The organism is Pseudomonas poae (assembly GCF_001439785.1).
GTDB classification, from domain to species: Bacteria; Pseudomonadota; Gammaproteobacteria; order Pseudomonadales; family Pseudomonadaceae; genus Aquipseudomonas; species Aquipseudomonas poae.
The window spans coordinates 62,581-88,564 of record NZ_JYLI01000021.1 but is presented as its reverse complement, the minus strand read 5'-3'; the positions used below and the strand labels follow the sequence as shown (position 1 = coordinate 88,564).

At 62.8% G+C, this 25,984-nt stretch carries 29 protein-coding genes; 16 read left to right on the top strand and 13 right to left on the bottom strand.

Annotated features, from left to right (window positions below):
* Nucleotides 1-21: 21 nt before the first annotated feature.
* The 3 genes from rsmB to def form a co-directional block, all read right to left on the bottom strand.
* Nucleotides 22-1,332, bottom strand: a complete 1,311-nt coding sequence (gene rsmB, locus TU75_RS21580) for a 16S rRNA (cytosine(967)-C(5))-methyltransferase RsmB (RefSeq protein WP_060550062.1) — start codon at nt 1,330-1,332, stop codon at nt 22-24.
* Complete coding sequence (gene fmt, locus TU75_RS21575; RefSeq protein WP_060550061.1) at nt 1,329-2,282, bottom strand: methionyl-tRNA formyltransferase; 954 nt, start codon at nt 2,280-2,282, stop codon at nt 1,329-1,331. The genes rsmB and fmt overlap by 4 nt, the downstream gene beginning before the upstream one ends.
* Nucleotides 2,283-2,351: 69 nt before the next feature.
* Nucleotides 2,352-2,858 carry a peptide deformylase gene (def, locus tag TU75_RS21570; RefSeq protein ID WP_003233625.1) on the bottom strand — a complete coding sequence of 169 codons (507 nt, stop codon included), beginning with the start codon at nt 2,856-2,858 and terminating at the stop codon, nt 2,352-2,354.
* A gap of 135 nt (nt 2,859-2,993) precedes the next feature.
* On the opposite strand from def, the gene TU75_RS21565 reads away from it, so the two are divergent.
* The 3 genes from TU75_RS21565 to tsaC all read left to right on the top strand — a co-directional run bounded on the left by TU75_RS21565 (nt 2,994) and on the right by tsaC (nt 5,566).
* Nucleotides 2,994-3,773, top strand: coding sequence for a hypothetical protein (locus TU75_RS21565; protein ID WP_060550060.1), 780 nt, complete (start codon nt 2,994-2,996; stop codon nt 3,771-3,773).
* Between the two features lie 59 nt (nt 3,774-3,832).
* Complete coding sequence (dprA, locus tag TU75_RS21560; RefSeq protein WP_060550059.1) at nt 3,833-4,936, top strand: DNA-processing protein DprA; 1,104 nt, start codon at nt 3,833-3,835, stop codon at nt 4,934-4,936.
* A 72-nt stretch (nt 4,937-5,008) separates the two neighbouring features.
* Nucleotides 5,009-5,566: an L-threonylcarbamoyladenylate synthase type 1 TsaC gene (tsaC, locus tag TU75_RS21555; RefSeq protein ID WP_003233629.1), complete on the top strand. Its 558-nt coding sequence runs from the start codon at nt 5,009-5,011 to the stop codon at nt 5,564-5,566.
* A 96-nt stretch (nt 5,567-5,662) separates the two neighbouring features.
* Here tsaC and TU75_RS21550 read toward each other — a convergent pair whose 3' ends face one another.
* Nucleotides 5,663-6,640 (bottom strand): NADPH:quinone reductase, encoded by a 978-nt coding sequence (locus TU75_RS21550; RefSeq protein ID WP_060550058.1) that lies wholly within the window; start codon nt 6,638-6,640, stop codon nt 5,663-5,665.
* Between the two features lie 161 nt (nt 6,641-6,801).
* Between TU75_RS21550 and hemF the strand changes: the two genes are divergently transcribed.
* Both hemF and aroE read left to right on the top strand, forming a co-directional pair.
* The gene (gene hemF / locus TU75_RS21545; protein WP_060550057.1) at nt 6,802-7,734 is read left to right on the top strand and encodes an oxygen-dependent coproporphyrinogen oxidase; all 933 of its coding nucleotides are present in this window, start codon (nt 6,802-6,804) and stop codon (nt 7,732-7,734) included.
* Nucleotides 7,734-8,552, top strand: coding sequence for a shikimate dehydrogenase (gene aroE / locus TU75_RS21540; RefSeq protein ID WP_015373391.1), 819 nt, complete (start codon nt 7,734-7,736; stop codon nt 8,550-8,552). The genes hemF and aroE overlap by 1 nt, the downstream gene beginning before the upstream one ends.
* A gap of 23 nt (nt 8,553-8,575) precedes the next feature.
* On the opposite strand, the gene TU75_RS21535 is transcribed toward aroE, so the two are convergent.
* The 3 genes from TU75_RS21535 to betC all read right to left on the bottom strand — a co-directional run bounded on the left by TU75_RS21535 (nt 8,576) and on the right by betC (nt 12,782).
* On the bottom strand, nt 8,576-10,144 hold the full coding sequence (locus TU75_RS21535) for a SulP family inorganic anion transporter (protein WP_060550056.1): 1,569 nt from the start codon (nt 10,142-10,144) through the stop codon (nt 8,576-8,578).
* Nucleotides 10,145-10,334: 190 nt separating this feature from the next.
* Nucleotides 10,335-11,249: a choline ABC transporter substrate-binding protein gene (choX, locus tag TU75_RS21530; protein WP_015373393.1), complete on the bottom strand. Its 915-nt coding sequence runs from the start codon at nt 11,247-11,249 to the stop codon at nt 10,335-10,337.
* Between the two features lie 18 nt (nt 11,250-11,267).
* Entirely contained in the window at nt 11,268-12,782 is a 1,515-nt protein-coding gene (betC, locus tag TU75_RS21525; protein ID WP_060550055.1) for a choline-sulfatase, read from the bottom strand.
* A 103-nt stretch (nt 12,783-12,885) separates the two neighbouring features.
* Here betC and TU75_RS21520 point away from each other — a divergent pair, with 103 nt between their 5' ends.
* The 6 genes from TU75_RS21520 to TU75_RS21495 all read left to right on the top strand — a co-directional run bounded on the left by TU75_RS21520 (nt 12,886) and on the right by TU75_RS21495 (nt 18,566).
* The gene (locus tag TU75_RS21520; RefSeq protein ID WP_060550054.1) at nt 12,886-13,836 is read left to right on the top strand and encodes a choline sulfate utilization transcriptional regulator; all 951 of its coding nucleotides are present in this window, start codon (nt 12,886-12,888) and stop codon (nt 13,834-13,836) included.
* 31 nt (nt 13,837-13,867) lie between these two features.
* A complete protein-coding gene (locus tag TU75_RS21515; RefSeq protein WP_003233643.1) occupies nt 13,868-14,200 on the top strand; it encodes a DOPA 4,5-dioxygenase family protein in 333 nt (110 codons plus the stop codon).
* A 99-nt stretch (nt 14,201-14,299) separates the two neighbouring features.
* Complete coding sequence (locus TU75_RS21510; protein WP_060550053.1) at nt 14,300-15,265, top strand: 2-dehydro-3-deoxygalactonokinase; 966 nt, start codon at nt 14,300-14,302, stop codon at nt 15,263-15,265.
* Nucleotide 15,266: 1 nt separating this feature from the next.
* Nucleotides 15,267-15,887 (top strand): 2-dehydro-3-deoxy-6-phosphogalactonate aldolase, encoded by a 621-nt coding sequence (locus TU75_RS21505; RefSeq protein ID WP_003233647.1) that lies wholly within the window; start codon nt 15,267-15,269, stop codon nt 15,885-15,887.
* 48 nt (nt 15,888-15,935) lie between these two features.
* Nucleotides 15,936-17,084 (top strand): galactonate dehydratase, encoded by a 1,149-nt coding sequence (gene dgoD / locus TU75_RS21500; RefSeq protein WP_003233648.1) that lies wholly within the window; start codon nt 15,936-15,938, stop codon nt 17,082-17,084.
* Between the two features lie 177 nt (nt 17,085-17,261).
* Complete coding sequence (locus tag TU75_RS21495; RefSeq protein ID WP_003233649.1) at nt 17,262-18,566, top strand: MFS transporter; 1,305 nt, start codon at nt 17,262-17,264, stop codon at nt 18,564-18,566.
* Between the two features lie 231 nt (nt 18,567-18,797).
* Here TU75_RS21495 and TU75_RS21490 read toward each other — a convergent pair whose 3' ends face one another.
* From TU75_RS21490 to trpB, 3 genes are all read right to left on the bottom strand, one after another.
* Nucleotides 18,798-19,232 (bottom strand): anti-virulence regulator CigR family protein, encoded by a 435-nt coding sequence (locus TU75_RS21490; protein WP_060550052.1) that lies wholly within the window; start codon nt 19,230-19,232, stop codon nt 18,798-18,800.
* Between the two features lie 135 nt (nt 19,233-19,367).
* Nucleotides 19,368-20,177, bottom strand: a complete 810-nt coding sequence (trpA, locus tag TU75_RS21485; protein WP_015373397.1) for a tryptophan synthase subunit alpha — start codon at nt 20,175-20,177, stop codon at nt 19,368-19,370.
* Nucleotides 20,177-21,403, bottom strand: coding sequence for a tryptophan synthase subunit beta (trpB, locus tag TU75_RS21480; RefSeq protein WP_060550051.1), 1,227 nt, complete (start codon nt 21,401-21,403; stop codon nt 20,177-20,179). Before trpB ends, trpA begins: the two co-directional genes overlap by 1 nt.
* A gap of 110 nt (nt 21,404-21,513) precedes the next feature.
* Here trpB and TU75_RS21475 point away from each other — a divergent pair, with 110 nt between their 5' ends.
* On the top strand, nt 21,514-22,413 hold the full coding sequence (locus TU75_RS21475) for a LysR family transcriptional regulator (protein WP_003233662.1): 900 nt from the start codon (nt 21,514-21,516) through the stop codon (nt 22,411-22,413).
* On the opposite strand, the gene TU75_RS21470 is transcribed toward TU75_RS21475, so the two are convergent.
* Nucleotides 22,410-22,736: an ElaB/YgaM/YqjD family protein gene (locus tag TU75_RS21470; RefSeq protein ID WP_003233664.1), complete on the bottom strand. Its 327-nt coding sequence runs from the start codon at nt 22,734-22,736 to the stop codon at nt 22,410-22,412. The genes TU75_RS21475 and TU75_RS21470 overlap by 4 nt on opposite strands.
* Nucleotides 22,737-22,893: 157 nt before the next feature.
* Here TU75_RS21470 and TU75_RS21465 point away from each other — a divergent pair, with 157 nt between their 5' ends.
* Entirely contained in the window at nt 22,894-23,106 is a 213-nt protein-coding gene (locus tag TU75_RS21465; protein WP_003233668.1) for a dodecin, read from the top strand.
* A 115-nt stretch (nt 23,107-23,221) separates the two neighbouring features.
* Entirely contained in the window at nt 23,222-23,446 is a 225-nt protein-coding gene (locus tag TU75_RS21460) for a DUF1161 domain-containing protein (protein WP_003233670.1), read from the top strand.
* Between the two features lie 59 nt (nt 23,447-23,505).
* Here TU75_RS21460 and TU75_RS21455 read toward each other — a convergent pair whose 3' ends face one another.
* On the bottom strand, nt 23,506-24,507 hold the full coding sequence (locus TU75_RS21455) for an LLM class flavin-dependent oxidoreductase (protein ID WP_060550050.1): 1,002 nt from the start codon (nt 24,505-24,507) through the stop codon (nt 23,506-23,508).
* A gap of 217 nt (nt 24,508-24,724) precedes the next feature.
* Between TU75_RS21455 and TU75_RS21450 the strand changes: the two genes are divergently transcribed.
* Both TU75_RS21450 and TU75_RS21445 read left to right on the top strand, forming a co-directional pair.
* Entirely contained in the window at nt 24,725-25,156 is a 432-nt protein-coding gene (locus TU75_RS21450; protein ID WP_003233675.1) for an OsmC family protein, read from the top strand.
* Nucleotides 25,157-25,318: 162 nt separating this feature from the next.
* Complete coding sequence (locus tag TU75_RS21445) at nt 25,319-25,558, top strand: DUF1161 domain-containing protein (protein WP_003233678.1); 240 nt, start codon at nt 25,319-25,321, stop codon at nt 25,556-25,558.
* On the opposite strand, the gene TU75_RS21440 is transcribed toward TU75_RS21445, so the two are convergent.
* Nucleotides 25,559-25,981 (bottom strand): PA0061/PA0062 family lipoprotein, encoded by a 423-nt coding sequence (locus TU75_RS21440; RefSeq protein ID WP_060550049.1) that lies wholly within the window; start codon nt 25,979-25,981, stop codon nt 25,559-25,561.
* Nucleotides 25,982-25,984: the final 3 nt, after the last annotated feature.

The following is a 25,984-nucleotide window of genomic DNA, read 5'->3' as shown; positions in this document are numbered from 1 at the left end:
CGCTCACTCCCTTAAAACCGTTCAGCCGCGTGCGGCGGCGATCTTGATCAGTTTGGCGTAGTAGAAGCCATCGTGTCCGCCTTCCTGCGCGAGCAGTTGACGGCCGTGGGGCTGCTTGATGCCGGCCGTGGTGGCCAGGTCCAGCTCGCGCGCACCGCTGGTGCGCGCGAGGAAGGCCTGGATGACCTCGGTGTTTTCGGTCGGCAACGTGGAGCATGTGGCGTAGAGCAGAATGCCGCCCACTTCCAGGGTCGGCCACAGCGCGTCGAGTAATTGGCCTTGCAGCACGGCCAGGGCGGTGATGTCGTCAGCTTGTCGGGTGAGCTTGATATCCGGGTGACGGCGGATCACACCGGTGGCCGAGCACGGCGCGTCGAGCAGAATGCGCTGGAACGGCTTGCCGTCCCACCAGGTGGCAGTGTCACGGCCATCGGCCGCGATCAGCTCGGCGCTCAGGCCCAGGCGCGCAAGGTTTTCCCGTACGCGCACCAGGCGCTTGGCCTCAAGGTCCACCGCGACGACACCGGCCAGATCCTTTTCGACTTCGAGGATGTGACAGGTCTTGCCGCCAGGCGCGCAACAGGCGTCCAGCACGCGTTGGCCGGGGGCGAGGTCGAGCAGGTCGGCGGCCAGTTGCGCGGCTTCGTCCTGCACGCTGATCCAGCCTTCGGCAAAGCCCGGCAGGCTGCGTACATCGGCAGCCGCTTCGAGCACGATGCCATGCACGCTATACACACAGGCGGCGGCTGCAATGCCGGCATCGGTGAGCCGTTGCAAATAGGCGTCACGGCCGTGATGGCGACGGTTGACCCGCAGGATCATCGGCGGGTGTGCATTGTTGGCGGCGCAGATCGCTTCCCAATGCTCGGGCCAGAATGCCTTGAGGGATTTTTGCAGCCAGCGCGGGTGGGCGGTGCGCACCACCGGGTCGTGCTCAAGCTCGGCCAGCAGGGTTTCGCTTTCACGCTGGGCGCGGCGCAGCACGGCGTTGAGCAGCGCCTTGGCCCAGGGTTTTTTCAGCTTGTCGGCGCAACCGACGGTTTCGCCGATGGCGGCGTGGGCCGGCACGCGGGTGTACAGCAGTTGATAAAGGCCCACCAGCAACAGCGCCTCCACGTCCGCATCGGCACCCTTGAACGGCTTTTGCAGCAGTTTGGCCGCCAACGCCGACAAGCGCGGCTGCCAGCGGGCAGTGCCAAAGGCCAGATCCTGGGTGAAGCCGCGGTCGCGGTCTTCCACCTTGTCCAGTTGGGGCGGCAGAGAACTGTTCAGCGAAGCCTTGCCGTTGAGGACGGCGGCCATGGCCTTGGCGGCGGCCAGACGTGGGTTCATTGCGCGGCCACCCCAAGGAGGGTGCCCAGGGAAAACTTCTCACGACGGCTGTTGAACAAATCGCTGAAATTCAGCGCCTTGCCACCGGGCAGTTGCAGACGGTTCAGACACAGCGCCTGTTCACCGCACGCGACCACCAGACCGTCCTTGCTGGCACCGATGATTTCACCCGGCGCGCCCTCGCCTTCGGCCAGGGTGGCCGCCAGCACTTTCAAGGCTTCGCCGTTCAACGTGCTGTGGCAGATCGGCCACGGATTGAACGCACGCACCAGACGCTCCAGTTCCACGGCCGGGCGGCTCCAGTCGATGCGCGCTTCGTCCTTGTTCAGTTTGTGGGCGTAGGTGGCCAGGCTATCGTCCTGCACCTCGCCTGGCAGGGTGCCGTCGGCGAGGCGGGCGATGGCCTGGATCACAGCGGGCGGGCCCAGTTCGGCCAGGCGGTCGTGCAGGCTGCCGCCGGTGTCTTCGCCGGTGATGGGCGTGGTGACCTTGAGCAACATCGGGCCGGTGTCCAGGCCTGCCTCCATGTGCATCACGGTGACGCCGCTCTCGCGGTCACCGGCTTCTATTGCGCGCTGGATCGGCGCGGCACCGCGCCAGCGTGGCAGCAGCGACGCGTGGCTGTTGATGCAACCCAGGCGTGGGATATCCAGCACCGCCTGCGGCAGGATCAAGCCGTACGCCACGACCACCAGCAGGTCGGGCTTGAGCGCGGCCAGTTCGGCTTGGGCCTCGGCGTTGCGCAACGTCGGCGGTTGCAGCACGGGAATGTTGTGCGCCAGCGCCAGTTGCTTGACCGGGCTCGGCATCAGTTTTTGCCCGCGCCCGGCCGGGCGATCCGGCTGGGTGTACACCGCGACGATCGCGTGAGGGCTGGCAAGCAGCGCCTTCAAGTGTTCGGCGGCAAATTCGGGTGTACCGGCAAAAACAATGCGCAGTGGCTCGGTCATGGGAAGTCTCGGTTAAAAACAGTCACAAAAGAAAAAGGCTTGCCGCAGCAAGCCTTTGGAAGGAGGGCATCAAGCTTGCTGGCGATGCTTTTTTTCCAGCTTCTTCTTGATCCGGTCACGCTTGAGCGTGGACAAATAGTCGACAAACAGCTTGCCGTTGAGGTGGTCGCATTCGTGCTGGATGCACACCGCCAGCAGGCCTTCGGCAATCAGTTCGAAGGGCTTGCCGTCGCGGTCCAGGGCCTTGATCTTCACACGCAGCGGGCGCTCGACGCTCTCGTAGAACTCCGGCACCGACAGGCAGCCTTCCTGGTACTCGCCCATCTCGTCGGTGAGCGGCTCGAACTCGGGGTTGATGTACACCTTCGGTTCGCTGCGGTCTTCCGACAGGTCCATGACCACCACGCGCAGGTGAACATTGACCTGGGTCGCGGCGAGGCCGATGCCCGGTGCTTCATACATTGTTTCAAACATGTCATCGACCAACTGACGAACCTTGTCGTCCACTACGGCCACCGGCTTGGCGATCGTGCGCAGGCGCGAGTCGGGAAATTCGAGGATGTTCAAAATAGCCATAAGCGTAATTGCTGCACATGTGAGGTAGAGGCAAATCGGCGGTGGGATGGACCCAGACAGCCGGTGTGAAACGTTCGAAAGCCGCGAAGGCCCTGACGTTTCACGCGAACGCACATAATAAAGGAGATTCACCCCATGAGGAAATCGCTACTCGTCTTGCTGCTCTGGGCCCCGCTTGCCACGGCCCTGATCCCCCCGCCAGGCCCACGCCTGGATCACACCACGCAACAGGCCATCCAGCGGTTTTTATTGCACAACCGCATTTTCGACTCACCCCAGGACCTGGACAACGCGCCCTATATCATCGCGGCGGGCACCGGTCGTGTGCTGGGTGCCAACGATGAACGCGTGCATGCCAGGGGCAACCTGGATCCTTCGCAGCCCATTTACGGAATATTCCGACGCGGTAAGGCCTACACCGATCCTCGCACCCAGGAGTTGTTGGGCGTTAACGCCGATGACATCGGCACTGCGCGTTTCATCACCGCCGGCGACCTCAGCACGCTTGCCGTTCAGCGGGTCACTCAGGAGATACGACCCGGCGACCGCCTGTTCCGTGCGCCCTCGCCCATTGCGCTGCATAGCCTGGACGCTGCGCAACCCGGGCCTTTCATCGAAGGCACGATCATCGATGTCCCCAAGGGTGTGACCCAGATCGGCGTACTGGACGCCGTGACGCTGAACAAGGGGCGCCGGGATGGCTTGGCCGAAGGCCAGCTGCTCAACGTGATCAAAGCCGGCGCCCGCGTGCGCGACGCCCTCACCGGCGCGTTGGTGACACTTCCTGATGCTCGCGCCGGCACCCTGCTGGTGTTTCGCACCTACGAAAAACTCAGTTACGGCCTGGTGCTCAATGCCTCCCAACCGTTGGCGGTACAGGACCGTTTCGAGACTGCCGCCAAACACAATGAGTAGGTTGCTAAATAAGTTACCAACAGAGTTATCCACAACTTGTTCCGATCAAGGATGATCCTATGCTTGCGCCAAACCACCACGAAATATCCCCGTCAGAACTGGAAGCAAGGCTGCGCCTGCACAGGTTGCCTGAACTCGGTCCGAAGCGTTTTCGCTTGCTGATCGAAGCGTTCGGATCGGCCTCCAGCGCCATCAGTGCGCCGGCCAGTGCCTGGCGTTCACTCGGCTTGCCGGCCAGCAGTGCCGACGCCCGGCGCAGCCCCGAAATTCGCGAGGGCGCCGCTGTGGCATTGGCCTGGCTTGAGCGTGCGGGCCAGCATTTACTGATGTGGGACCAACCCGAGTACCCCGCGCTGCTTGCCGAGATCGATAACGCGCCACCGCTTTTATTCGTCGCCGGCGACCCGCTGATCCTGGAAAAACCACAACTGGCGATGGTCGGCAGCCGGCGTGCCTCGCGTCCCGGCATGGACACCGCTGCCGCATTTTCCCGCAGCCTGGCGAGCGCCGGTTTTGTCATCACCAGCGGCCTGGCCCTGGGCATTGATGGCGCTGCGCATCAGGCCGCGTTGGACGTGGGTGGTCAGACAATCGGTGTACTCGGCACCGGCCTGGAAAATCTTTATCCACAGCGCCATCGACGGCTCGCCGCAGCGATGATTGACCAGGGCAGCGCCGTGGTTTCCGAGTTTCCGCTGGACGCTGCGCCCCAGGCCGGCAACTTCCCGCGACGCAATCGCATCATCAGTGGTCTGTCGCTGGGGGTGCTGGTAGTGGAAGCGAGCATGGCCAGCGGTTCGCTGATCACGGCGAAACTGGCGGCCGAGCAAGGGCGTGAGGTGTATGCGATTCCAGGGTCCATCCATCATCCCGGGGCCAAGGGCTGTCACCAGTTGATCCGCGATGGCGCGGTGCTGGTGGAGACCATCGAACATATCCTCGAAGCATTGCGCGGTTGGCAGGCCTTGTCACGCCCTGCACCCCTGCCGGTCACCCATCCGCTGGTGGCGCTGCTGCACGCCGCACCCCACACCAGCGAGGCCTTGGCGATAGCCAGCGGGCGGCCGTTGTCCCAGGTGCTCGCCACCCTCACGGAACTGGAGCTCGAAGGTCAGGTGATCTGCGAAAGCGGGCGCTGGCTTGCGCGCTGCCGGGTTTTATAACAAGGTTTTGTAGCTGGGTTTTGTAGGGAAGATCGGTAAACTGCGCAGAGCTTTTGTCTGGAGAGTGAGCAAATGGTCAACAGGTGGCGTGTGCTGGAAACCGCACGGGATATTCGCGCAGGCGCAGTGATCGCCTATCCAACCGAAGCCGTCTGGGGCCTGGGCTGTGACCCGTGGAACGAAGAAGCGGTGGACCGTCTGCTGGCGATCAAGAACCGCTCGGTGGACAAGGGCCTGATTCTGGTGGCGGACACGATTCGCCAGTTCGACTTTCTGTTCGAAGACTTCCCGCAGGACTGGATCGACCGTATGGCCAGCACATGGCCGGGGCCTAACACCTGGCTGGTGCCTCATCAGGATTTGTTGCCCGAATGGGTGACCGGTGTGCATGACACCGTCGCGCTGCGGGTCACCGATCACCCGCTGGTACGAGACCTGTGCTCGCTGGTGGGGCCTTTGATTTCCACCTCGGCCAACCCCCAGGGCCGCCCGGCCGCCCGCTCGCGCATTCGCGTGGAGCAGTATTTCCGTGGGCAGGTGGATCGGGTGCTGGGGGGCGCGTTGGGTGGGCGCAAGAACCCGAGCCTGATTCGCAACCTGGTCACGGGTGAGGTGGTGCGGCCTTCCTGAGACCGCGTTGTGCCTATCGCGGGCAAGCCCGCTCCCACACTTGATCGCATTCCAACTCGGTCAACCTGTGGGAGCGGCTTGCCCGCGATGAGGTCCTCAGGGCAACAAAATAGTCGACCCTGTGGTCCGCCGTCCCGACAACTCCGTCTGCGCCTTTGCCGCCTCCGCCAGCGAATAGCGCTGGTTGATATCAATGCGCACCTTGCCGCTCTTGATCATCGAAAACAGGTCATCGGCCATCACCTGCAAGTCCTTCGCGTTGCCGGCGTAGGTCGCCAGCGTTGGCCGGGTGACATACAGCGAGCCCTTCGCCGACAGAATCCCCAGGTTCACCCCGTCCACGGCACCCGACGCATTGCCGAAGCTCACCACCAGACCCCGTGGCGCCACGCTGTCCAGGGACGTCAGCCAGGTATCCTTGCCCACGCCGTCGTACACCACCGGCACCTTTTTGCCGTCGGTCAATTCCAGCACACGCTGTGCGACGTTTTCCTTGCTGTAGTCAATGGTTTCCCAGGCGCCGAGGGATTTGGCCAGCGCGGCTTTTTCCGGCGAGCTGACGGTGCCGATCAACTTCACGCCCAGGGCCTTGGCCCACTGGCAGGCCAGGGAGCCCACGCCACCAGCGGCGGCGTGGAACAGGATGGTTTCGCCTGCCTTCACCTCGTAGGTCTGGCGCAACAGGTATTGCACGGTGAGGCCCTTGAGCATCGCGCCGGCCGCCTGTTCGAAGCTGATATCGCCCGGCAGGTGCACCAGGTTGGCGGCCGGCAGCACATGCAATTGGCTGTAGGCGCCGAGCGGACCGCTGCCGTAGGCCACGCGGTCGCCCACCTTGAATTGGCTGACTTCGCTGCCCACCGCATCGACCACGCCCGCGCCTTCTGCTCCCAGGCCCGATGGCAGGGCCGGCGGGGCGTAGAGGCCGCTTCGGAAATAGGTGTCGATGAAGTTCAGGCCGATGGCCTCGTTGCGCACCCGTACCTGTTGTGGGCCGGGCTCTGCGGGCGTGTAGTCCACATACTCGAGCACGTCGGGGCCGCCATGGGCGCTGAACTGGATACGTTTGGCCATCTGCACATCTCCTCAAGTTCGAATTCGCGTAGCCTCCTATCGGACTCCTAAGCGTGATCTTCGTCAACTGCGGCGGCAGCGGGTGCGGTGTTATCCTGTGCGCCCATTTGCCGCCGACGCCCCATGGCCTCGCGCAGCTTTGCCCGATTCAAGGTGATCTCATGACTACCCGCACCGAGGCTGTCAAAGCCTACCTGCTCGACCTGCAAGACCGCATCTGCAGCGCCCTGGAAGCTTTCGAGACGGATACTCGCTTTATCGAAGACGCCTGGACCCGCCCTGCCGGCGGCGGTGGGCGCACCCGTGTGATCGAGAACGGTACGGTGATCGAAAAAGGCGGCGTCAACTTTTCCCACGTATTCGGCAGCGGTTTGCCGCCCTCCGCCAGTGCCCATCGCCCGGAGCTTGCCGGTCGCGGTTTCGAGGCGCTGGGGGTGTCGCTGGTGATCCACCCGCACAACCCGCATGTGCCGACGTCCCACGCCAACGTGCGCTTTTTCATCGCTGAAAAAGAAGGCGAAGAGCCGGTGTGGTGGTTCGGTGGCGGCTTCGACCTCACGCCCTACTACGGTGTTGAGGAAGACTGCATCCACTGGCACCGCGTGGCCGAGGAGGCCTGCGCGCGGTTCGGCCCCGACGTGTACCCGCGTTACAAGGCCTGGTGCGACACCTACTTCCACATCAAGCACCGTAATGAGCCGCGCGGCATCGGCGGGCTGTTCTTCGATGACTTGAACGAGTGGGATTTCGACACCTGCTTTGCGTTCATGCAGGCCATCGGCAACGCCTACATCGACGCCTACCTGCCGATCCTGCAGCGCCGCAAGGCCATGGCGTACACCGAGCAGCAGCGCCAATTCCAGGAGTTCCGCCGGGGCCGCTATGTCGAATTCAACCTGGTCTACGACCGTGGCACCCTGTTCGGCCTGCAATCAGGCGGGCGTACCGAGTCGATCCTGATGTCGTTGCCGCCGCAAGTGCGCTGGAGCTACGACTGGAAGGCCGAAGCCGGCAGCGAAGAAGCGCGCCTCACCGACTACTTTCTGCAGGACCGTGACTGGCTGGGCATTACGCCGCCCAAGGCAGCCCTGTGATGGACCGTTACGTGGTGTTCGGCAACCCCATCGGCCACAGCAAGTCGCCGTTGATTCACCGGATGTTCGCCGAGCAAACCGGCGAGCAACTGGACTACAGCACGTTGCTTGCGCCGCTGGAGGATTTCGCCGGTTGTGCCCGTGAGTTCTTTCAGCAGGGCCGGGGCGCCAATGTCACCGTGCCGTTCAAGGAAGAGGCATTTCGCCTGGCCAGCAGCCTGACCGAACGCGCCCGGCGCGCCGGCGCGGTGAACACCCTGAGCCAACTGGGCGATGGCACTTTGCTGGGCGACAACACCGATGGCGCCGGCCTGGTGCGCGACCTGACGGTCAACGCCGGGCTGACGCTTCAAGGCAAGCGCATCCTCCTGCTGGGCGCCGGTGGCGCGGTGCGGGGTGCGTTGGAGCCGTTGCTGGCCGAGCGACCGGCCTCGCTGATCATCGCCAACCGCACCGTGGAAAAAGCCGAATCGCTCGCCGAGCTGTTCGACGACCTGGGCCCGGTGTCGGCCAGCGGTTTCGACTGGCTGCGAGAGCCGGTGGACGTGATCATCAACGCCACCTCGGCCAGCTTGTCAGGCGATGTACCGCCGATTGCGGGAAGCCTGATCGAGCCGGGCAGGACCTTTTGCTACGACATGATGTATGCCCAGCAGCCTACCGCGTTCTGTCGTTGGGCCACTGAACACCGCGCGGCGGTTGCGATGGATGGCCTGGGGATGCTGGTTGAGCAAGCGGCCGAAGCGTTCTTCCTTTGGCGCGGTGTGCGCCCGGATTCGGCGCCGGTGCTGGCTGAACTGCGCCGACAGTTGGCCTGACACCCCTCCAATTGTGGAGGGGCTCAGCCTTCGAAATGGATGGGGCAACGGTCGGCGCCTTCCAGTTTTTTCAGCTCCTCTACCACCTGTGGCCGAGCCTGGCGCAAGGTCAGGCTACGCCCCAAGCCCTGCAACCGCCGTGCTTCCTGGTGCAGCATCTCCACCCCCGAATAGTCGATGAAATTGATCTGCTGCGCCTCGATCACCACCCGCTTGCCCGCGAGTCGTTGCAGGCGCACCTGCAGGTAATGGCTGGCGCCAAAAAAGATCGATCCGCCCACCCGCAGCACATCCTCTTCACCGTCGCGCCAATGCTGGACGCTGGGTTGCGACGTGCGCTTGAGGTAGAAAAACAGCGAAGCCAGCACCCCTGCGTAAATCGCCGTCTGCAACTCCAACAGCAAGGTCGCCAGCAGCGTCAGGCTCATCACCACGAACTCCGCGCGACTGACCCGGAACAAGGCGCCAATGGCGCGTCGGTCCACCAGGCCCCAGCAAATCAGCAGAATGCTCGCCGCCATGCTCGGGATCGGGATCCGGGCGATCAGCGCTGCGCCAAACAACGCAAACAACGCCACCCACAGCGCCGAGAACATCCCGGCCAGTGGCGAGCAGGCGCCTGCTTCAAGGTTGAGGCCCGAACGCGTGAAGGAGCCGGCTGACAAATAGCCGGAGAAAAATCCGCCGACCATATTGGATAAGCCCTGCGCACGAACGTCCTGGTTGGCATCAAGCAATTGCTGCGAGCGCGCCGACAAGGCGCGCGCAATCGACAGGCTCGTCACCAGCCCCAGCATGCCCACCGCCACGGCGCTGGGCAGCAGGCGCAGGATCACGTCCAGGTCCAGCGGCAACGGGCTGAATGGCGGCAGCTTGCCGATAAACCCACTCACCCGCGCCACCTGCCCGAACATCGCCGGCCACAGCCATGCGGCCAGGCTGCTCAGGGTCAGGGCGATCAACAGCGTTGGCCAGCGCGGCACCCGGTACTTGAGGAGCGCGCCCAGCAGCAACGTACTGAGGCCCAGGATGAGCGAGGCGTGGTCCCACTCGCCGCGATGTTCGATCAGTGCCAGCAGGCTGTTGAGGGCGGTGGTCTGGCTCGGCAACTCAAGCCCCAGCAGGTTGGGCAACTGCCCCAATGCGATGACCACAGCAGCGCCGAGGGTGAAACCGAGTACCACGGAGTGCGAGACGAAATTCACCAGCGCACCGAAGCGCAGCAGGCCGAGCAACCACTGGAACACGCCGGCCAGGCATGTCAGCAGCAGGATCAAGCTGATGTAGTCCCGGGAGCCCGGTACGGCCAAAGGGCTGACGCTGGCGTAGAGCACGATGGAAATCGCCGCCGTGGGCCCGCAGATCAGGTGCCAGGACGAACCCCACAGGCAGGCGATCAGCACCGGGAGGATCGCTGCATACAGGCCGTATTCGGGGGGAAGGCCGGCAATCAGCGCGTAGGCAATCGACTGTGGCAGGGCGAGTACCGCGCCGCTCAGACCGACCAGCGCGTCGCGTCCAACGCTGGCGCGGGTTTGATGTGGCAGCCAGGCGAGGAAGGGAAAGAGTGTGTAACGAGTAGGCCGGGGCATCTGTAACTCGGCTTGAAAGGTTTGACTCAAGATTATCAGCACCCACTGACCCGTGTGGGAGGGGTTATGTGGGAGCTGGCTTGCCTGCGATGCAGGCAACTCGGTATTTCAGTAACACCGAGGCGATGCCATCGCAGGCAAGCCAGCTCCTACACAAGCCCATTCCCACAAAGGGGGCAGCGGTGGCGCTTCAGAGCTGGGCTTTTACTGCCGCCAGCGCGTCCTTGCCGTCCACGGTCTTCACCCCATCAAGCCATTTGTCCAGTACCGCCGGGTTGGCCTTGATCCACGCCTTCGCGGCATCGGCGTTGCTGACCTTGTCGTTGGCCACCTGCGCCATGATGCTGTTCTCCATGTCCTGGGTAAAACTCAGGTTGGTCAGCAGTTTGCCCACGTTCGGGCACGACTGCGCGTAGCCCTTGCGGGTCAGGGTGTACACGCTGCCGGTGTCGCCAAAGTATTGCTCGCCGCCCTTGAGGTAATGCATCTTCAATTGCACGTTCATCGGGTGCGGCGTCCAGCCAAGGAAGGTGACGAAGCGCTGCTTCTTCACCGCCCGCGACACTTCGGCGAGCATCGCCTGTTCGCTCGATTCAATCAGCTTCCACTGGCCCAGGTCGAAGTCGTTTTTCTTGATGATTTCCTGCAGCGAGATATTCGCCGGTGCGCCGGAGCCGATGCCGTAAATCTTCTTGTCGAACTTGTCGGCGAACTTGTTCAGGTCGGCAAAATCATGCACGCCCGCGTCCCAGACATAATCCGGCACGGCCAGGGTGAACTCGGTGCCGTCGAGGTTTTTCGCCAGTTGCACCACATCGCCATTGGCCACGAACTTGTCATAGAAGCCTTGCTGCGCCGGCATCCAGTTGCCGAGGAACACATCCACCTTGCCATCCTTGAGCCCGCCGAAGGTAATCGGCACCGCCAGGGTATCGACCTTGGGTTTATAGCCCATGCCCGTCAGCAAAAAACCGGTAATGGCGTTGGTCGCGGCAATGTCGCTCCAGCCAGGATCCGCCATCTTCACCGTTTCACAGCCTGCTTGCGCGTGCGCATTGGCACTGGCCAGCGCCAGAATGCCCAGTATCACCGTCAACTTTTGCATGACCTTCCCTCTGTCTGTTTATTGGTTCTGGCAGGGTTGTGGATAACGTGCCTTGCGCTCCAGGTCGTCGAGGTCGATGTGGTTGCGCATGTATTGCTGGCTGGCATCCACCAGCGGCTGGTGGTCCCAGCTCTTGAGCTTGCCCTGGGTCAGTGCCTCGAACACCAGGCGGCGACGGCGTTGGCTGGCGAGCACCTGCTGGTGGATCGCCGGGATGTCCCATTTGGCCCGCGCCTCTGTCAAAAACGCCTCGAACAGCGGCCGGTGTTCCGGTGACTGGGCAAGGTCTTCCCGCTCGTGCGGGTCGTTGTGCACATTGAACAGCAGACACGGGTCGTCTTCGCTGTAGATGAATTTCCAGGCGCCCCGGCGAATCATCATCAAGGGGCTGATAGTGCCTTCGGCCATGTATTCGCCAAACACCTCGTCGTGCCCGCCCTTGCCTTGCAAATGCGGCACCAGCGAGCGGCCATCCAGCGGCAGACGCGGGTCGAGCTCGCCGCCGGCCAGTTCCACCAGGGTCGGCAGCAGGTCGGCGGTGGACACGGCCGAGGTGACGCGGCCGGCCGCGAACTGCCCCGGCGCACTCACCAGCAGCGGCACGCGAGCGGCCATTTCAAACCAGTGCATTTTGTACCAGAGGCCGCGCTCGCCGAGCATGTCGCCGTGATCGCCGGAGAAGATGATGAGGGTGTCGTCCGCCAGGCCGGTGTCTTCCAGGGTCTGCAGAAGCTTGCCGACGTTGCTGTCGATGTAGCTGCAGGCGCCGAAATAGGCGCGGCGCGCATCGCGGATCTTGTCGACCGGTAGCGGCTTGTCCCACAGGTCATACACCTTGAGCAGGCGCTGGGAATGCGGGTCGAGGTCATTCTGCGCAGGCGTCACGGGCAGCGGGATGTCGCTGTCGTCGTAGAGGTCCCAGAACGGTTTGGGAATGGTGTACGGGTCGTGGGGGTGAGTCATCGACACGGTCAGGCAGAACGGCCGGTCGCCGTCCTCGCGAATGTGATCGAACAAATACTGCTGGGCCTTGAACACCACTTCTTCGTCGAAATCCAGCTGGTTGGTGCGCACGCAAGGCCCGGCCTGCAGCACCGACGACATGTTGTGAAACCAGCTGGGGCGCACATCCGGTTCGTCCCAGTTCACCGCCCAACCGTAGTCGGCGGGGTAGATGTCGCTGGTCAGGCGCTCTTCAAAACCGTGCAACTGGTCGGGGCCGCAAAAGTGCATCTTGCCCGACAGCGCGGTGCGGTAGCCCAGGCGGCGCAGGTAGTGGGCGTAGGTCGGCACATCGGCGGGAAAGTCCGCCGCGTTGTCGTAGGCGCCGATCTTGCTCGGCAACTGGCCGCTGACCAGCGTGAAGCGCGACGGTGCGCATAGCGGGCTGTTGCAATAGGCGGCGTCGAACACCACGCCCTGGGCGGCGAGACGGCTCAGGTGGGGCAACTTGATCGGGGAAGGTCCGTAGAGCGGCAGCATCGGCGCGGCCATTTGATCGGCCATGATGAAAAGAATGTTCTTGCGCTTCATGATCTATCGGCATTCCATAGGCGGTGTTTATGCCATTGAGCATGCAGCCCATGAAAAACGGGGTAAAGCCCATGAAAAGCAATGTCTAGGATAAGCACAACTTATGTATGAAGCCCTCGGCGACTTGTCCCTCGACCTGCTGCGCGCCTTCGAAGCCGCAGCGCGCCACCGCAGTTTTACGGCAGCGGCGATGGAACTGGGCGCCACCCAACCGGCGATCAGCCAGCAGATCAAGCGCCTCGAAGAACAACTGGCGATCCGCCTGTTTGATCGCATCTATCGCGGCATTGAACTGACCGATGCCGGCGCGCTGTTGTTCGAGCATGTACAGGGCGGCCTGCAGTGCATCAATCAGGGCCTCAGCGCGATCACCCAGCAGGACCAGCACGAAGTGCTGCAGGTGGCCACCGACTTTGCCTTCGCCGCCTACTGGCTGATGCCGCGCCTGCACCGCTTTCACGAGGCCTGCCCGCAGGTGGACGTGAGCCTGGTGACCAGCGAGCGCAACCACGCCAGCCTGCGCAGTGATATCGACGTGGCCGTGCTGTTTGGCGACGGCCGCTTCAAGCAGGGCGACAGCCTGTGGCTGTTCAACGAGGAAGTATTCCCGGTGTGCAGCCCGCAGTGGCTCAAGGATCAGACGCGGCCACTGACCGTGCAGACCTTGCCCGAGCACCCGCTGCTGCACTTGCGCCAGGAGACCAACAGCCAGTGGTTCAACTGGGGTGGCGTGTTCCGCGAGCTGGGGATTGCCGCGGCACCCACGCCCGGCCAGCTGCGTTTCGACAACTACACCCTGCTGATCCAGGCGGCGATTGCCGGTCAGGGCGTGGCCATCGGCTGGCGACACCTGGTGGATAACCTGCTGGAACAGAACTGGCTGTGCCGACCGATCAGCGACACGGTGATTTCGCGCTTCGGCTATTACGTGGTGCAGCCCCAGCGCAAACGACGCGGGCAGCTGGTGGAGCGATTTGTCGACTGGCTGCTGGCGGAACAGGCCAGCAGCGCACAATCGCTGAGCGGACTGGCCCTGCCCTCGATTGCGGTCTAGCATCTGGCGCACATTCGCTATGGAGGCCGCCATGCAACGCATCAAGGGCTATCACGCCCATATCTACTTCGACGCCAGCACCCTCGAGCAGGCCCGCACGTTGTGCGAAGACGCCGCGGCGCTGTTCCCGTTGCGCATGGGGCGCCTGCACGAACGGCCAGTGGGCCCGCACCCGGACTGGAGCTGCCAGCTGACGTTCGACGTCGAATACATCGGCGTGGTGCTGCCCTGGCTGGTGATCCATCGCAATGGCCTGGTGGTATTCCTGCATCCGGACACCGGCGACGACCTCAAGGACCACACCGACTACGCAATCTGGATGGGGGCAATGCGTGAGCTGAACCTGAGCGCGTTTAATACATAACTGCCAGTTCCCTATATATGGGACAGATATTTATATATTGAGATTTGCGCTGCCTTGGGTTTATATTCGCCCATCCGCTCAGAACACTCAGGTGAAGCGATGCAGGCGCAATTGATCGCGCTCGATTGGGGAACCAGCTCCCTTCGTGCTTACAAACTCGGCCCGGCAGGCGTAGTGCTGGAACAGCGTGCGCTGGCGTCCGGCATCATGCATTTGCCCACCGAGGCCCGCGATATCGCCGGCATGCGCTGCGCCGATGGCTTCGAGTTGGCCTTTGATGCGGCCTGTGGCGACTGGCTCGACGCTGCGCCCCATCTGCCGGTGATCGCCTGCGGCATGGTCGGCAGCGCCCAGGGCTGGAGCGAAGCGGTCTATCGCACGACACCCGTCGACGTCTCCAGCCTGGGCCAGGCCTTGCACCGGGTGCGCAGCCTGCGGGGTGTCGAGGTGCACATTGTGCCCGGTGTGATCGAGCCGGACGGCTTGCCCAATGTGATGCGCGGCGAAGAAACCCAGGTGCTGGGCGTGCTGCAGAGCCTGCCGGTGGGGGGTGACGTCTTGATCGGCCTACCCGGCAGCCATTGCAAATGGGTCAAGGTGGCCGAGGGTCGCATTACCCATTTCGACACGTTCATGACCGGTGAGCTGTTTGCGATAGTGAGTAAGCACAGCATTCTGGGACGTACCCAAAAGCCCTGTGAACAGTTCCAGGCAGAAGCCTTTGACCGGGGCGTGCACGTGGCGCTGTCGGCCGATGGCCAGCGCGGCTTGCTGTCCACCCTGTTCAGCGCGCGTACCCTGGGCCTCACCGCCGAGCTTTCGCCCGAGCAGCAGGCGGATTACCTCTCCGGTCTGATGATTGGCCATGAACTCGCCGGGCTGCCGGGCAGCGCAAAACACCAGTCAATCATCCTGGTCGGCGCCGCCGCCCTCTGCACCCGCTATCAACGCGCCCTCGCCCTCTGCGGCTTCGCCCACGTCAGCCTGGCGCAGGAAGCCACCGAGCGCGGCCTGTGGCAATTGGCCGTGGCGGCCGGGCTCACTCAACCAGCAACGGAGGCCTGACATGCTCAAGCAAGCACTGGCACAAAACGGTTTGATCGCGATCCTGCGCGGCGTACGTCCTGACGAAGCGCAGGCCATCGGCCAGGCGCTGTACGACGAAGGTTTTCGCGTGATCGAAGTGCCGCTCAATTCGCCGGACCCGTACACCAGCATCCGCACCCTGCGCGACAGCCTGCCCGCCGATTGCCTGATCGGCGCCGGCACGGTGTTGACGCCGGAGCAGGTCGAGCAGGTCAAGGCGGCCGGCGGCCAGGTGATCGTCATGCCCCACAGCGATGCCAAGGTGTTGCGTGCGGCAAAAGCGGCCGGCCTGTACCTGTCGCCGGGTGTGGCCACGCCCACCGAAGCGTTCGCCGCGCTGGCCGAGGGCGCCGATGTGCTGAAGCTGTTTCCGGCCGAGCAAATGGGCCCGGCGGTGATCAAGGCCTGGCTCGCGGTATTGCCGGCGGGCACGGTGCTGCTGCCGGTGGGCGGTATTGCTCCGGACAACATGCAGGTGTTCAGCGACGCCGGCGCCAAGGGTTTCGGGTTGGGTTCCGGGTTGTTCAAACCGGGTATGACAGTGGATCAGGTCGCGAGCCGCGCCCAGGCGTATGTCGCCGCCTGGAAAGCCCTGAGCTGATAGCAAGTTCCGCGCCCACAGGCGCCGCATCGATAAGAGAGATAACAGATGAAAATCACCAAATTGACGACCTTTATCGTCCCGCCGCGCTGGTGCTTCCTCAAGGTCGAAACCGATCAGGGCGTGACCGGCTGGGGCGAGCCGGTGGTCGAAGGCCGCGCCCACACGGTGGCGGCGGCTGTTGAAGAACTGTCCGACTACCTGATCGGCAAAGACCCGCGCAATATCGAAGACATCTGGACCGTGCTCTATCGCGGCGGCTTCTACCGTGGCGGCGCTGTGCACATGAGCGCCCTGGCCGGTATCGACCAGGCGTTGTGGGACATCAAGGGCAAGGCCCTCGGCGTGTCCGTCAGCGACCTGCTCGGCGGCCAGGTGCGTGACAAGATTCGCGTGTATTCGTGGATCGGCGGCGACCGCCCGGCCGATACTGCCCGTGCCGCCAAAGAGGCCGTGGCCCGTGGCTTTACCGCCGTGAAAATGAACGGCACCGAAGAACTGCAGTTCGTCGACAGCTTCGACAAGGTCGACCTGGCCCTGGCCAACGTGGCGGCCGTGCGCGATGCGGTCGGCCCCAACGTGGGTATCGGCGTCGACTTCCATGGCCGCGTGCACAAGCCCATGGCCAAGGTGCTGATGAAAGAGCTGGACCCGTACAAGCTGATGTTCATCGAAGAGCCGGTGCTCAGCGAAAACTACGAGGCCCTCAAGGAGCTGGCACCGCTGACCAGCACGCCGATTGCCCTCGGCGAGCGGCTGTTCTCGCGCTGGGATTTCAAGCGCGTGCTCAGCGAAGGCTATGTCGACATCATCCAGCCGGACGCCTCCCATGCTGGCGGCATCACCGAAACCCGCAAGATCGCCAACATGGCCGAAGCCTACGACGTGGCGCTGGCCCTGCACTGCCCGCTGGGCCCGATCGCCCTGGCGGCCTGCCTGCAGCTGGACGCGGTCTGCTACAACGCGTTTATCCAGGAACAAAGCCTGGGCATTCACTACAACGAGAGCAACGACCTGCTCGACTACGTGCGCGACCCGGGCGTGTTCGACTATGACCAGGGCTTTGTGAAGATCCCCAATGGCCCGGGCCTGGGCATCGAGATCAACGAGGAATACGTGATCGAGCGCGCGGCCATCGGCCACCGCTGGCGCAACCCGATCTGGCGCCATGCCGACGGCAGCTTTGCCGAGTGGTGATGTCCCTCTGACGGAACGCGGTAAAAAAATGTGGGAGCTGGCTTGCCTGCGAAAGCGGTGGGTCAGTGCCAGAGATGCAAGCTGACTCACCGCCATCGCAGGCAAGCCAGCTCCCACATTGACCGTGGTTCCGTCAGCAAGATTTGTCCTCAATAAACATAAAAAGAGGCACTCCCCATGCAACCTGAATCCCTCACCGGACAGGCTTCTCTCGTCACGCCTAGCCGAAAGCGCTACTTCATCGGTTTGCTGCTGTTCATCACCGTGGTGATCAATTACCTCGACCGCAGCAACCTGTCGATTGCCGCACCGGCTCTGACCAGCGACCTGGGGATCGACCCGGTGCATGTCGGGCTGATCTTCTCCGCGTTCGGCTGGACCTACGCCGCCATGCAGATTCCCGGCGGCTGGCTGGTCGACCGGGTGCCGCCGCGCATCCTCTACACCGCCGCTTTGCTGTTGTGGTCGATTGCCACAGTGATGCTGGGCTTCGCCGCCAGCTTTATCGCGCTGTTCGTGTTGCGCATGGCGGTCGGTGCGCTCGAGGCTCCGGCTTATCCGATCAACAGCCGCGTGGTGACCACCTGGTTCCCCGAGCGCGAGCGGGCCACGGCGATTGGTTTTTACACCTCGGGGCAGTTCGTCGGGCTGGCGTTTCTGACGCCGGTGCTGGCGTGGCTGCAACACCGGTTTGGCTGGCACATGGTGTTTGTCGCCACGGGCGGTGTGGGCATCCTGTGGGCGCTGATCTGGTATGCGGTGTACCGCGAGCCGAAGGATTTCAACGGCGCCAACGCGGCGGAGATTCAACTGATCCGCGACGGCGGCGGCCTGGTGGACATGCAGGCGCAGACCAAAAAGGCGCCGTTCAGCTGGGTCGACCTGGGCATTGTGCTGAGCAAGCGCAAACTCTGGGGCATCTACCTGGGCCAGTTCTGCCTGAACTCCACGCTGTGGTTCTTCCTGACGTGGTTCCCCACCTACCTGGTGAAATACCGTGGCATGGATTTCATCAAGTCCGGCCTGTTGGCCTCTCTGCCCTTTCTCGCGGCGTTTGTGGGCGTGCTGTGTTCCGGGATTTTTTCCGACTGGCTGATCCGCCGGGGAGCGTCGGTGGGCTTTGCACGCAAGTTGCCGATCATCAGCGGGCTGCTGATTTCCACCGCGATTATCGGCGCCAACTACGTGGATTCGACGGCGTGGGTGATTGCCTTCCTGGCGCTGGCGTTCTTCGGTAATGGTTTGGCGTCGATCACCTGGTCGCTGGTGTCGACCCTGGCCCCTGCACGTTTGCTGGGACTGACCGGCGGTGTGTTCAACTTCATCGGCAACCTGTCGGCGATTGCCACGCCGATCGTGATCGGCTTTCTGGCCAGCGGCGATTCATTTGCGCCGGCGATTACCTACATCGCCGTGCTGGCGCTGCTTGGGGCGTTGTCCTACGTGCTGCTGGTGGGCAAGGTCGAACGGATCGAGTTGTAAACCCTAACCGCCTGCGGTGGCGAGCGGAATTCCTGTGGCGAGCGGGCTTGTTGTGGCGAGCGGGCTTGTCCCGCGTTGGGGTGCGTAGCGCCCCCCATCCAGCAAAACGCGGTGTAACTGACACTGCGCAGAGCACGGTTTTGGGGGCTGCTGCGCACCCCAACGCAGGACAAGCCTGCTCGCCACAAAAGCCTGCTCACAATAGAAGCCTGCTTGCCACACGAAGTCTGCTCAGTTGAGTACGTTGGCAAGGATCTCGTAGACGATGCCGGTGCCCACCGCGATCAACACCACGTCCGGGCCGGAACGGCGCCATTCGTAGCCCTCATAGCGCGGCAGGCGCTCCAGCTCGCGGGGGCCGAGGCGTTCGCCGTAGTAGCCGGGGGGCAACGGCCGGCCGCGTTCCAGGCGCACGTCGGGTGGCGGTGGCGCGCCGCGTGCGAACTGGTCGTGGTTGTCGTGGATGATCTGACGCACCGGGCCGAAATCCCGTGGCGGCGGGCCGCCTCGGCGGTCGTCCTGCGGGCCATGTTGCTCATGGGGGCCGGGTGGCCCATCACGGCCGGGACCTTCGCCGCGTGGGTCGGGCGGCGCGGCGTGCACCAGGGCGCTGGCGCCGAGTACCAGCACGCCTAGACCTGCAATCACGGATTTGGGCATCTTCATCGGGGATTCCTCAGGGCACACACAAAAAAAGGGACTTCGAACGAGGTTCGAAATCCCTGGATCTTGCTGTTTAGGCCGTGCCCTCGCGGGTTGATTCCTCTGTATCAGGAACTTTACCTCGCGCTGACGGGACGCTTACTTACGCGCGTTACGCACGCCTTCGGCCAGTGCCGCGCAATGGCTCAACACGCCATCGATAGCGTGCTCGTGGCTGCTGGCGTTGGCGATGTGGTCGATCAACGCCGAGCCCACCACCACACCGTCCGCCAGGCGGGCGATGGCCGCGGCTTGTTCCGGCGTGCGGATACCAAAACCGATGCTGATCGGCAGGTCGGTATGGCGGCGCAGGCGGCTCACGGCTTCTTCGACGTGTTCCAGGGTAGCAGCACCGGCACCGGTCACACCGGCCACCGACACGTAGTACACAAAGCCGGAACTGCCGTTGAGCACCGTGGGCAGACGCACATCGTCGGTGGTCGGCGTGGTCAGGCGGATGAAGTCGATGCCTGCGGCCTGCGCCGGGTCGCACAGCTCGCCGTTATGCTCGGGCGGCATGTCGACCACGATCAGGCCATCGACCCCGGCGTCTTTGGCGTCGCTGATGAACGTCGGCACACCGTATTTGTGGATGGGGTTGAAGTAGCCCATCAGCACCAGCGGAGTGTCGTTATTGTCCTTGCGGAACTCGCGCACCATCTGCAGGGTTTTCGCCAGGTTCTGTTTGGCTTCCAGTGCGCGGATGTTGGCCAGCTGGATCGCCGGGCCGTCGGCCATCGGGTCGGTGAAGGGCATGCCCAGTTCGATCACATCGGCGCCAGCCGCGGGCAGGCCTTTGAGGATCGCCAGCGAGGCGTCATACCCCGGGTCGCCGGCGGTGACGAAGGTTACCAGGGCGGCGCGGTTTTGTTCTTTCAGCTGCGCGAAGCGGGTTTGCAGGCGGCTCATCAGTGTTTCTCCTGCTTGGACTGTTCCATGTGGTGCATCACGGTCTGCATGTCTTTGTCGCCGCGGCCCGACAGGTTGACGACCATCAAGTGATCCTTGGGCAGCTTCGGTGCGCGCTTGAATACTTCGGCCAGGGCATGGGCGGTTTCCAGTGCAGGAATAATGCCTTCCAGGCGGCAGCATTTGTGAAACGCTTCGAGGGCTTCGTCGTCGGTCACCGAGGTGTACTGGACGCGGCCGATGTCATGCAACCAGGCGTGTTCCGGGCCGATGCCGGGGTAGTCCAGGCCTGCGGAAATCGAGTGGGCGTCGATGATCTGACCATCGTCGTCCTGCAGCAGGAAGGTGCGGTTGCCGTGCAGCACGCCCGGTACGCCGCCGTTGAGGCTGGCGGCGTGTTTGCCGGTTTCGATGCCATGGCCGGCCGCTTCGACACCGATGATGTCCACGCTCTTGTCGTCCAGGAACGGGTGGAACAGGCCCATCGCGTTGGAACCGCCGCCAATGCACGCCACCAGGCTGTCCGGCAGGCGGCCTTCCTGGGCGAGCATCTGGTCGCGGGTTTCCTTGCCGATCACGGCCTGGAAGTCACGCACCATGGCGGGGTAAGGGTGCGGGCCGGCCACGGTGCCGATCAGGTAGAAGGTGTCGTCGACGTTGGTCACCCAGTCGCGCAGCGCTTCGTTCATCGCGTCCTTGAGCGTGCCGGTGCCGGCCACCACAGGGATGACTTCAGCGCCCAGCAGCTTCATGCGGAACACGTTGGCCTGTTGGCGCTCGATGTCGGTGGTACCCATGTAGATCACGCACTGCAGGCCGAAGCGCGCAGCCACGGTGGCGGTGGCCACGCCGTGCATGCCGGCGCCGGTCTCGGCGATGATGCGTTTTTTGCCCATGCGCCGTGCCAGGAGGATCTGGCCGATGCAGTTGTTGATCTTGTGCGCGCCGGTGTGATTGAGCTCCTCGCGCTTGAGGTAGATTTTGGCGCCGCCGCAGAATTCGGTCAGGCGTTCGGCGAAGTACAGCGGGCTCGGGCGTCCGACGTAGTCGCGCTGGAAGTAGGCCAGTTCCTTATTGAAGGCCGGATCGATCTTGGCCGCTTCGTATTCGCGGGCCAGGTCAAGGATCAACGGCATCAGGGTTTCTGCAACGTAGCGGCCGCCGAAGCCGCCAAACAGGCCGTTAAGGTCTGGGCCGTTGCGCAGGTCGGTCTGGGACTCAATCATGGGACGCTCCAGGAAAAATGGGGTGAGAGACGCAATGAGGTCCACTCTACCCCTCACACTCCAGGCTGAAAACCGATAAGATCGCCGCAACCTGTCAGGAAAACTCACAGATGAGCCGAGACCTTCCCCCGCTCAACGCCCTGCGCGCGTTTGAAGCCGCTGCGCGGCTTAACAGCGTCAGCCAGGCAGCCGAGCAGCTGCATGTGACTCACGGCGCAGTGAGTCGCCAGCTCAAAGTACTCGAAGAGCACCTGGGCGTCAGCTTGTTCGTCAAGGACGGTCGTGGCCTTAAACTCACAGATGCTGGCGCACGGCTGCGCGATGTAAGCGCCGAGGCCTTCGAGCGGCTGCGCGAGGTGTGCAACGAACTGACCCGCCACAGCGCCGATGCACCCTTCGTGCTGGGTTGTTCGGGAAGCTTGCTCGCGCGCTGGCTGATCCCGCGCCTGGGCCGTTTGAACGCCGACCTGCCGGACCTGCGACTGCACCTCTCGGCGGGGGATGGTGATCTGGATCCCCGTCGCCCAGGCCTCGATGCCCTGCTGGTGTTTGCCGAGCCGCCATGGCCGGCTGACATGCAGGTGTTCGAGTTGGCCAGCGAGCGCATTGGCCCGGTCATGAGCCCGCGTTTTGCCGGTTACGAAAGACTGCGCCAGGCCCCGGCTTCAGCCTTGTGTGGTGAACCGCTGCTGCACACCACCTCGCGCCCGCAAGCCTGGCCCAGTTGGGCGCAGCCACACGGCATCGAACCCGGCGCGTTGAAACTCGGCCAGGGGTTTGAACATTTGTATTATTTGCTGGAAGCAGCAGTGGCGGGACTTGGGGTGGCAATTGCACCGCAGCCACTGGTCGCAGAGGACCTGCGTGCGGGTCGGCTGGTGGCGCCATGGGGCTTCAGTGAAACCCCGGCGCACCTGGCGCTGTGGCTGCCCAAGCGCGCCGCAGACGGGCGCGCAGGGCAATTGGCGCAGTGGCTCAAGGCTGAGCTGGCGCGCCAGACCACGTATTAGTCACCGCGTTTGCACAGCAGGTAGGCTGCCAGCAGACCCAGTGCGCCTACCGCAACACCGGCGGTAGTCCATGGGTGCTCTTGTGCGTAGTCACGGGTAGCAACGCCGGTTTCGCGCAGTTTGACTTTGCTTTCTTCGTAGGCGTCGCTGATCAGGTGGCGAGAGTGCTTGAGAGCATTCTCGGCGTTGCTTTTCAGGGCCTTCAGCGTTTTGCGCGACTCATCCGACGCGTCGTCCTTGAGGCTCTCAAGGGACTTGAGCAGGCTCGAAATCTCCGCTTCCATGCTTTCCAGCGACGCTTTGCGTAAAGAAGTGTTGGCCATGTGAACTCTCCTGAAAGTGATTGAGTGGCGTGTGTAGATACCGACTGCGCCCGTTTCAGAAAGTGCAGTAATTCTGAACTTTCTCCTGCCAATGGTCGCCTCAAGCAGTACGAACATTCACTGCTAGTCTTGATTGACGACCTTTAGGAGAAACGCCATGAGTAATCACACCTACAAGAAAGTCGAACTGGTTGGTTCGTCCACCACCAGCATTGAAGATGCGATCAACAACGCATTGGCTGAGGCCAGCAAAAGCCTGACGCATCTGGAGTGGTTCGAGGTGACTGAAACCCGTGGTCATATCGAGAACGGCAAGGTTGCCCATTATCAGGTCACCCTCAAGGTAGGCTTTCGCATTGCCAGTAGTTAATCGGGTGAGTTGAACTTTGCCCGCTGGCCGATTGCCATAACCTGCGCTACACACATTGGGTGCCGACGCTGCATGCGTCGGCACGCTCAATTTGATCAGCGCAAGGAAGTAACGGATGAAAAAGTTTCTGTTGGCAGTAGGTTTGTTGAGCATTGCAGGCACAGCTCTGGCGGCGGGCAAGCCTTGCGAAGAGCTGAAAAGCGAACTCGCAGCGAAGCTTGACGCTAAAGGCGTTCAGCATTATTCGCTGGATGTCGTCGAGAAAGGCGCAGCGGCCGATGCCCAAGTGATTGGCAGCTGTGAAGGCGGCACCAAGGAAATCGTCTACAAGCGCGGTTGATCCCGTGCTTCAGACATAAAAAACCGACGCAGGTGCGTCGGTTTTTTTACGCCTGGGGTTCAGCCCTTCATCACTTGCGCCAGCAGCTCGTAGGATTGAATCCGGTCGGCGTGCTCGTACAGGTCACTGGTGAAAATCAGCTCGTCGGCGCCGGTCTGCTCGATCAGCACCTCAAGCCTGGCGCGGATTTTCGCCGGGCCGCCAACCATGGCCAGGCCCAGGAAGCTGCCGACCGCGTCTTTTTCGTGGGGCAGCCACAGGCCGTCCATGGTGTTCACCGGCGCGCGCTGCACCAGGCTTTGCCCGCGCATCAACGCGAGGATGCGCTGGTACATCGAGGTGGCCAGGTAGTCGGCCTGCTCGTCGGTGTCGGCGGCCACCAACGGAATGCCGAGCATCACGTAGGGCTTGTCCAGCACGGCTGAAGGCTGAAAGTGATTGCGGTAGACGCGCACTGCCTCGTGCATCAGACGGGGTGCGAAATGGGAGGCGAAGGCGTAGGGCAAACCGCGCTCACCGGCCAGTTGCGCGCTGAACAGGCTTGAGCCGAGCAGCCACACCGGCACATTCGTACCCGTGCCGGGCACGGCGATCACGCGTTGGTCGGGGGTGCGGGGGCCGAGGTAGGCCATCAGCTCGGCCACGTCCTGCGGGAAGTCATCCGCACTGCCGGAGCGCTCACGGCGCAGGGCGCGGGCGGTCATCTGGTCGGAGCCGGGCGCGCGGCCCAGGCCCAGGTCGATGCGACCCGGGTAGAGGCTTTCCAGGGTGCCGAACTGTTCGGCAATCACCAGCGGGGCATGGTTGGGCAGCATCACGCCGCCGGAGCCGACGCGGATGGTCGAGGTGCCACCGGCCAGGTAGCCGAGCAACACCGAGGTGGCCGAGCTGGCGATGCCGTCCATGTTGTGGTGTTCGGCCACCCAAAAACGGTTATAGCCGAATTTTTCAACGTGCTGGGCCAGGTCCAGGGAATTGCGCAACGACTGCGCCGGGCTGCCATCGGCCCGCACGGGCACCAAGTCAAGGGTCGAGAACTTTACGTCGGACAGCGATTTCATAAGCCTGCTTCTCCAATAGGGGCGCAGGCTTTCAAGACGAACCAAACCTGCCGCTTCATGTGCATGCTCTGTAAAATGAGGGCATATACCCGAGATTCAATAGCAGGCTAGGAAATTTCCTACTAAATCGCTAGGTTTTTCCGACAAGATGAACTTTGCCGCGCCGTCTAACCTCAGAATCCTTGACTACGTAAAACCACCGTTCGAGGAGACCGCTATGAGTATCGTTAAAAAAGCATCCGCGCATTGGGAAGGTGATCTCAAGACTGGCCTGGGTTCCATCTCCACGGAAACCGGCGTACTTCGCGAAGCGCCCTACGGCTTCAAGGCCCGTTTCGAGGGCGGCAAGGGCACCAACCCTGAAGAACTGATCGGTGCTGCCCATGCCGGCTGTTTCTCCATGGCATTTTCCATGATCCTTGGCGACGCTGGCCTCAAGGCTGACAGCATCGACACCCAGGCAGAAGTAACCCTGGATCAGGTTGAAGGTGGCTTCGCCATTAGCGCCGTTCACCTGGTGCTGAAGGCCAAAATTCCCGGCGCCAGCCAGGCGCAGTTCGATGAGCTGAGCAAGAAGGCCAAAGAGGGTTGCCCAGTGTCGAAGGTGCTGAACGCCACCATCACCCTGGACGGCACGCTCGTTAACTGACGCAGCCTGCAAAACACTGCAGGTCTGATGTGGGAGGGAGCAAGTCTCCTCCCACCTCTTCAGTTGTGCGTTAAATCAGAACTCCCGTTTCGCAAATGTGGTCCTATAGCCATATGCAGCCTAGGCGCACACCCGTGCGCATGCATTCAGGGAGCTACACACATGAAACGTTTTGCCTTGGCAATCATCTGCGGTGTATTGGCCACATCGGCTGTGGCCGCACCAAAAGATTGTGAAGAGCTTAGAAAAGAGATCGAAGTGAATATCCAGGCCAAGGCGATTCCGTCCTACACCCTGGAAATCATCACGGCCGAAGAAGCCAAGAATCATGACAGCGCCATGATTGTCGGTTCGTGCGAAAACGGCACCAAGCGCATCATCTATCAGAAAAACAACGACTGATCAGAGGCAGTTGACGCTGCGTTCTTCGGCCAGCAGCTGACGCGCAGTGTCATACAGGCGGATGTTGGGCGTGAACGCCAGCGAGCGTCCTTCCAGCACGTAGCGCTGGCCGGCCTTGAAGTGGTTGTACTGCAGCGTCATGAAACAGGTGCGGTACATCATCTGGCTGAGGCCGCCCAATCCGCCACCTGCCGGCACTTCAAAATCAAAGCGCACCATCAGTTCGTGAGGGCCGGGGGGCATTTGGAAGAAGCGACCGTCATCGAGTTTCTCCCCGTCCAGACGCTCTGCCATCACCAGCTTGGCACCGGGTGTGGGGGTGGTGAAATCGACCCACGCCTGCTGCGGGTCGACGGCTGGCAAGGGCGTCAACGCGCAGGCGCTGAGCAATAGAGCGGCGGCGGGAATCAGAAGCTGGCGCATGGT

Excerpts from the sequence above, each read along its gene's own strand:
- trpB (WP_060550051.1), bottom strand. The coding sequence starts at position 21,403 with ATGATTGAGTCCCAGACCGACCTGCGCAACGGCCCAGACCTTAACGGC.
- betC (WP_060550055.1), bottom strand. The coding sequence starts at position 12,782 with ATGAAGCGCAAGAACATTCTTTTCATCATGGCCGATCAAATGGCCGCG.
- TU75_RS21565 (WP_060550060.1), top strand. The coding sequence starts at position 2,994 with ATGAGGAAATCGCTACTCGTCTTGCTGCTCTGGGCCCCGCTTGCCACG.
- TU75_RS21535 (WP_060550056.1), bottom strand. The coding sequence starts at position 10,144 with ATGCCCCGGCCTACTCGTTACACACTCTTTCCCTTCCTCGCCTGGCTG.
- TU75_RS21490 (WP_060550052.1), bottom strand. The coding sequence starts at position 19,232 with ATGAAGATGCCCAAATCCGTGATTGCAGGTCTAGGCGTGCTGGTACTC.
- TU75_RS21455 (WP_060550050.1), bottom strand. The coding sequence starts at position 24,507 with ATGAAATCGCTGTCCGACGTAAAGTTCTCGACCCTTGACTTGGTGCCC.
- TU75_RS21505 (WP_003233647.1), top strand. The coding sequence starts at position 15,267 with ATGCTCAAGCAAGCACTGGCACAAAACGGTTTGATCGCGATCCTGCGC.
- TU75_RS21550 (WP_060550058.1), bottom strand. The coding sequence starts at position 6,640 with ATGGCCAAACGTATCCAGTTCAGCGCCCATGGCGGCCCCGACGTGCTC.
- TU75_RS21520 (WP_060550054.1), top strand. The coding sequence starts at position 12,886 with ATGTATGAAGCCCTCGGCGACTTGTCCCTCGACCTGCTGCGCGCCTTC.
- tsaC (WP_003233629.1), top strand. The coding sequence starts at position 5,009 with ATGGTCAACAGGTGGCGTGTGCTGGAAACCGCACGGGATATTCGCGCA.
- dprA (WP_060550059.1), top strand. The coding sequence starts at position 3,833 with ATGCTTGCGCCAAACCACCACGAAATATCCCCGTCAGAACTGGAAGCA.
- hemF (WP_060550057.1), top strand. The coding sequence starts at position 6,802 with ATGACTACCCGCACCGAGGCTGTCAAAGCCTACCTGCTCGACCTGCAA.
- fmt (WP_060550061.1), bottom strand. The coding sequence starts at position 2,282 with ATGACCGAGCCACTGCGCATTGTTTTTGCCGGTACACCCGAATTTGCC.
- trpA (WP_015373397.1), bottom strand. The coding sequence starts at position 20,177 with ATGAGCCGCCTGCAAACCCGCTTCGCGCAGCTGAAAGAACAAAACCGC.
- TU75_RS21445 (WP_003233678.1), top strand. The coding sequence starts at position 25,319 with ATGAAACGTTTTGCCTTGGCAATCATCTGCGGTGTATTGGCCACATCG.
- choX (WP_015373393.1), bottom strand. The coding sequence starts at position 11,249 with ATGCAAAAGTTGACGGTGATACTGGGCATTCTGGCGCTGGCCAGTGCC.
- TU75_RS21440 (WP_060550049.1), bottom strand. The coding sequence starts at position 25,981 with ATGCGCCAGCTTCTGATTCCCGCCGCCGCTCTATTGCTCAGCGCCTGC.
- rsmB (WP_060550062.1), bottom strand. The coding sequence starts at position 1,332 with ATGAACCCACGTCTGGCCGCCGCCAAGGCCATGGCCGCCGTCCTCAAC.
- TU75_RS21515 (WP_003233643.1), top strand. The coding sequence starts at position 13,868 with ATGCAACGCATCAAGGGCTATCACGCCCATATCTACTTCGACGCCAGC.
- def (WP_003233625.1), bottom strand. The coding sequence starts at position 2,858 with ATGGCTATTTTGAACATCCTCGAATTTCCCGACTCGCGCCTGCGCACG.
- TU75_RS21470 (WP_003233664.1), bottom strand. The coding sequence starts at position 22,736 with ATGGCCAACACTTCTTTACGCAAAGCGTCGCTGGAAAGCATGGAAGCG.
- TU75_RS21460 (WP_003233670.1), top strand. The coding sequence starts at position 23,222 with ATGAAAAAGTTTCTGTTGGCAGTAGGTTTGTTGAGCATTGCAGGCACA.
- TU75_RS21475 (WP_003233662.1), top strand. The coding sequence starts at position 21,514 with ATGAGCCGAGACCTTCCCCCGCTCAACGCCCTGCGCGCGTTTGAAGCC.
- TU75_RS21495 (WP_003233649.1), top strand. The coding sequence starts at position 17,262 with ATGCAACCTGAATCCCTCACCGGACAGGCTTCTCTCGTCACGCCTAGC.
- aroE (WP_015373391.1), top strand. The coding sequence starts at position 7,734 with ATGGACCGTTACGTGGTGTTCGGCAACCCCATCGGCCACAGCAAGTCG.
- TU75_RS21465 (WP_003233668.1), top strand. The coding sequence starts at position 22,894 with ATGAGTAATCACACCTACAAGAAAGTCGAACTGGTTGGTTCGTCCACC.
- dgoD (WP_003233648.1), top strand. The coding sequence starts at position 15,936 with ATGAAAATCACCAAATTGACGACCTTTATCGTCCCGCCGCGCTGGTGC.
- TU75_RS21510 (WP_060550053.1), top strand. The coding sequence starts at position 14,300 with ATGCAGGCGCAATTGATCGCGCTCGATTGGGGAACCAGCTCCCTTCGT.
- TU75_RS21450 (WP_003233675.1), top strand. The coding sequence starts at position 24,725 with ATGAGTATCGTTAAAAAAGCATCCGCGCATTGGGAAGGTGATCTCAAG.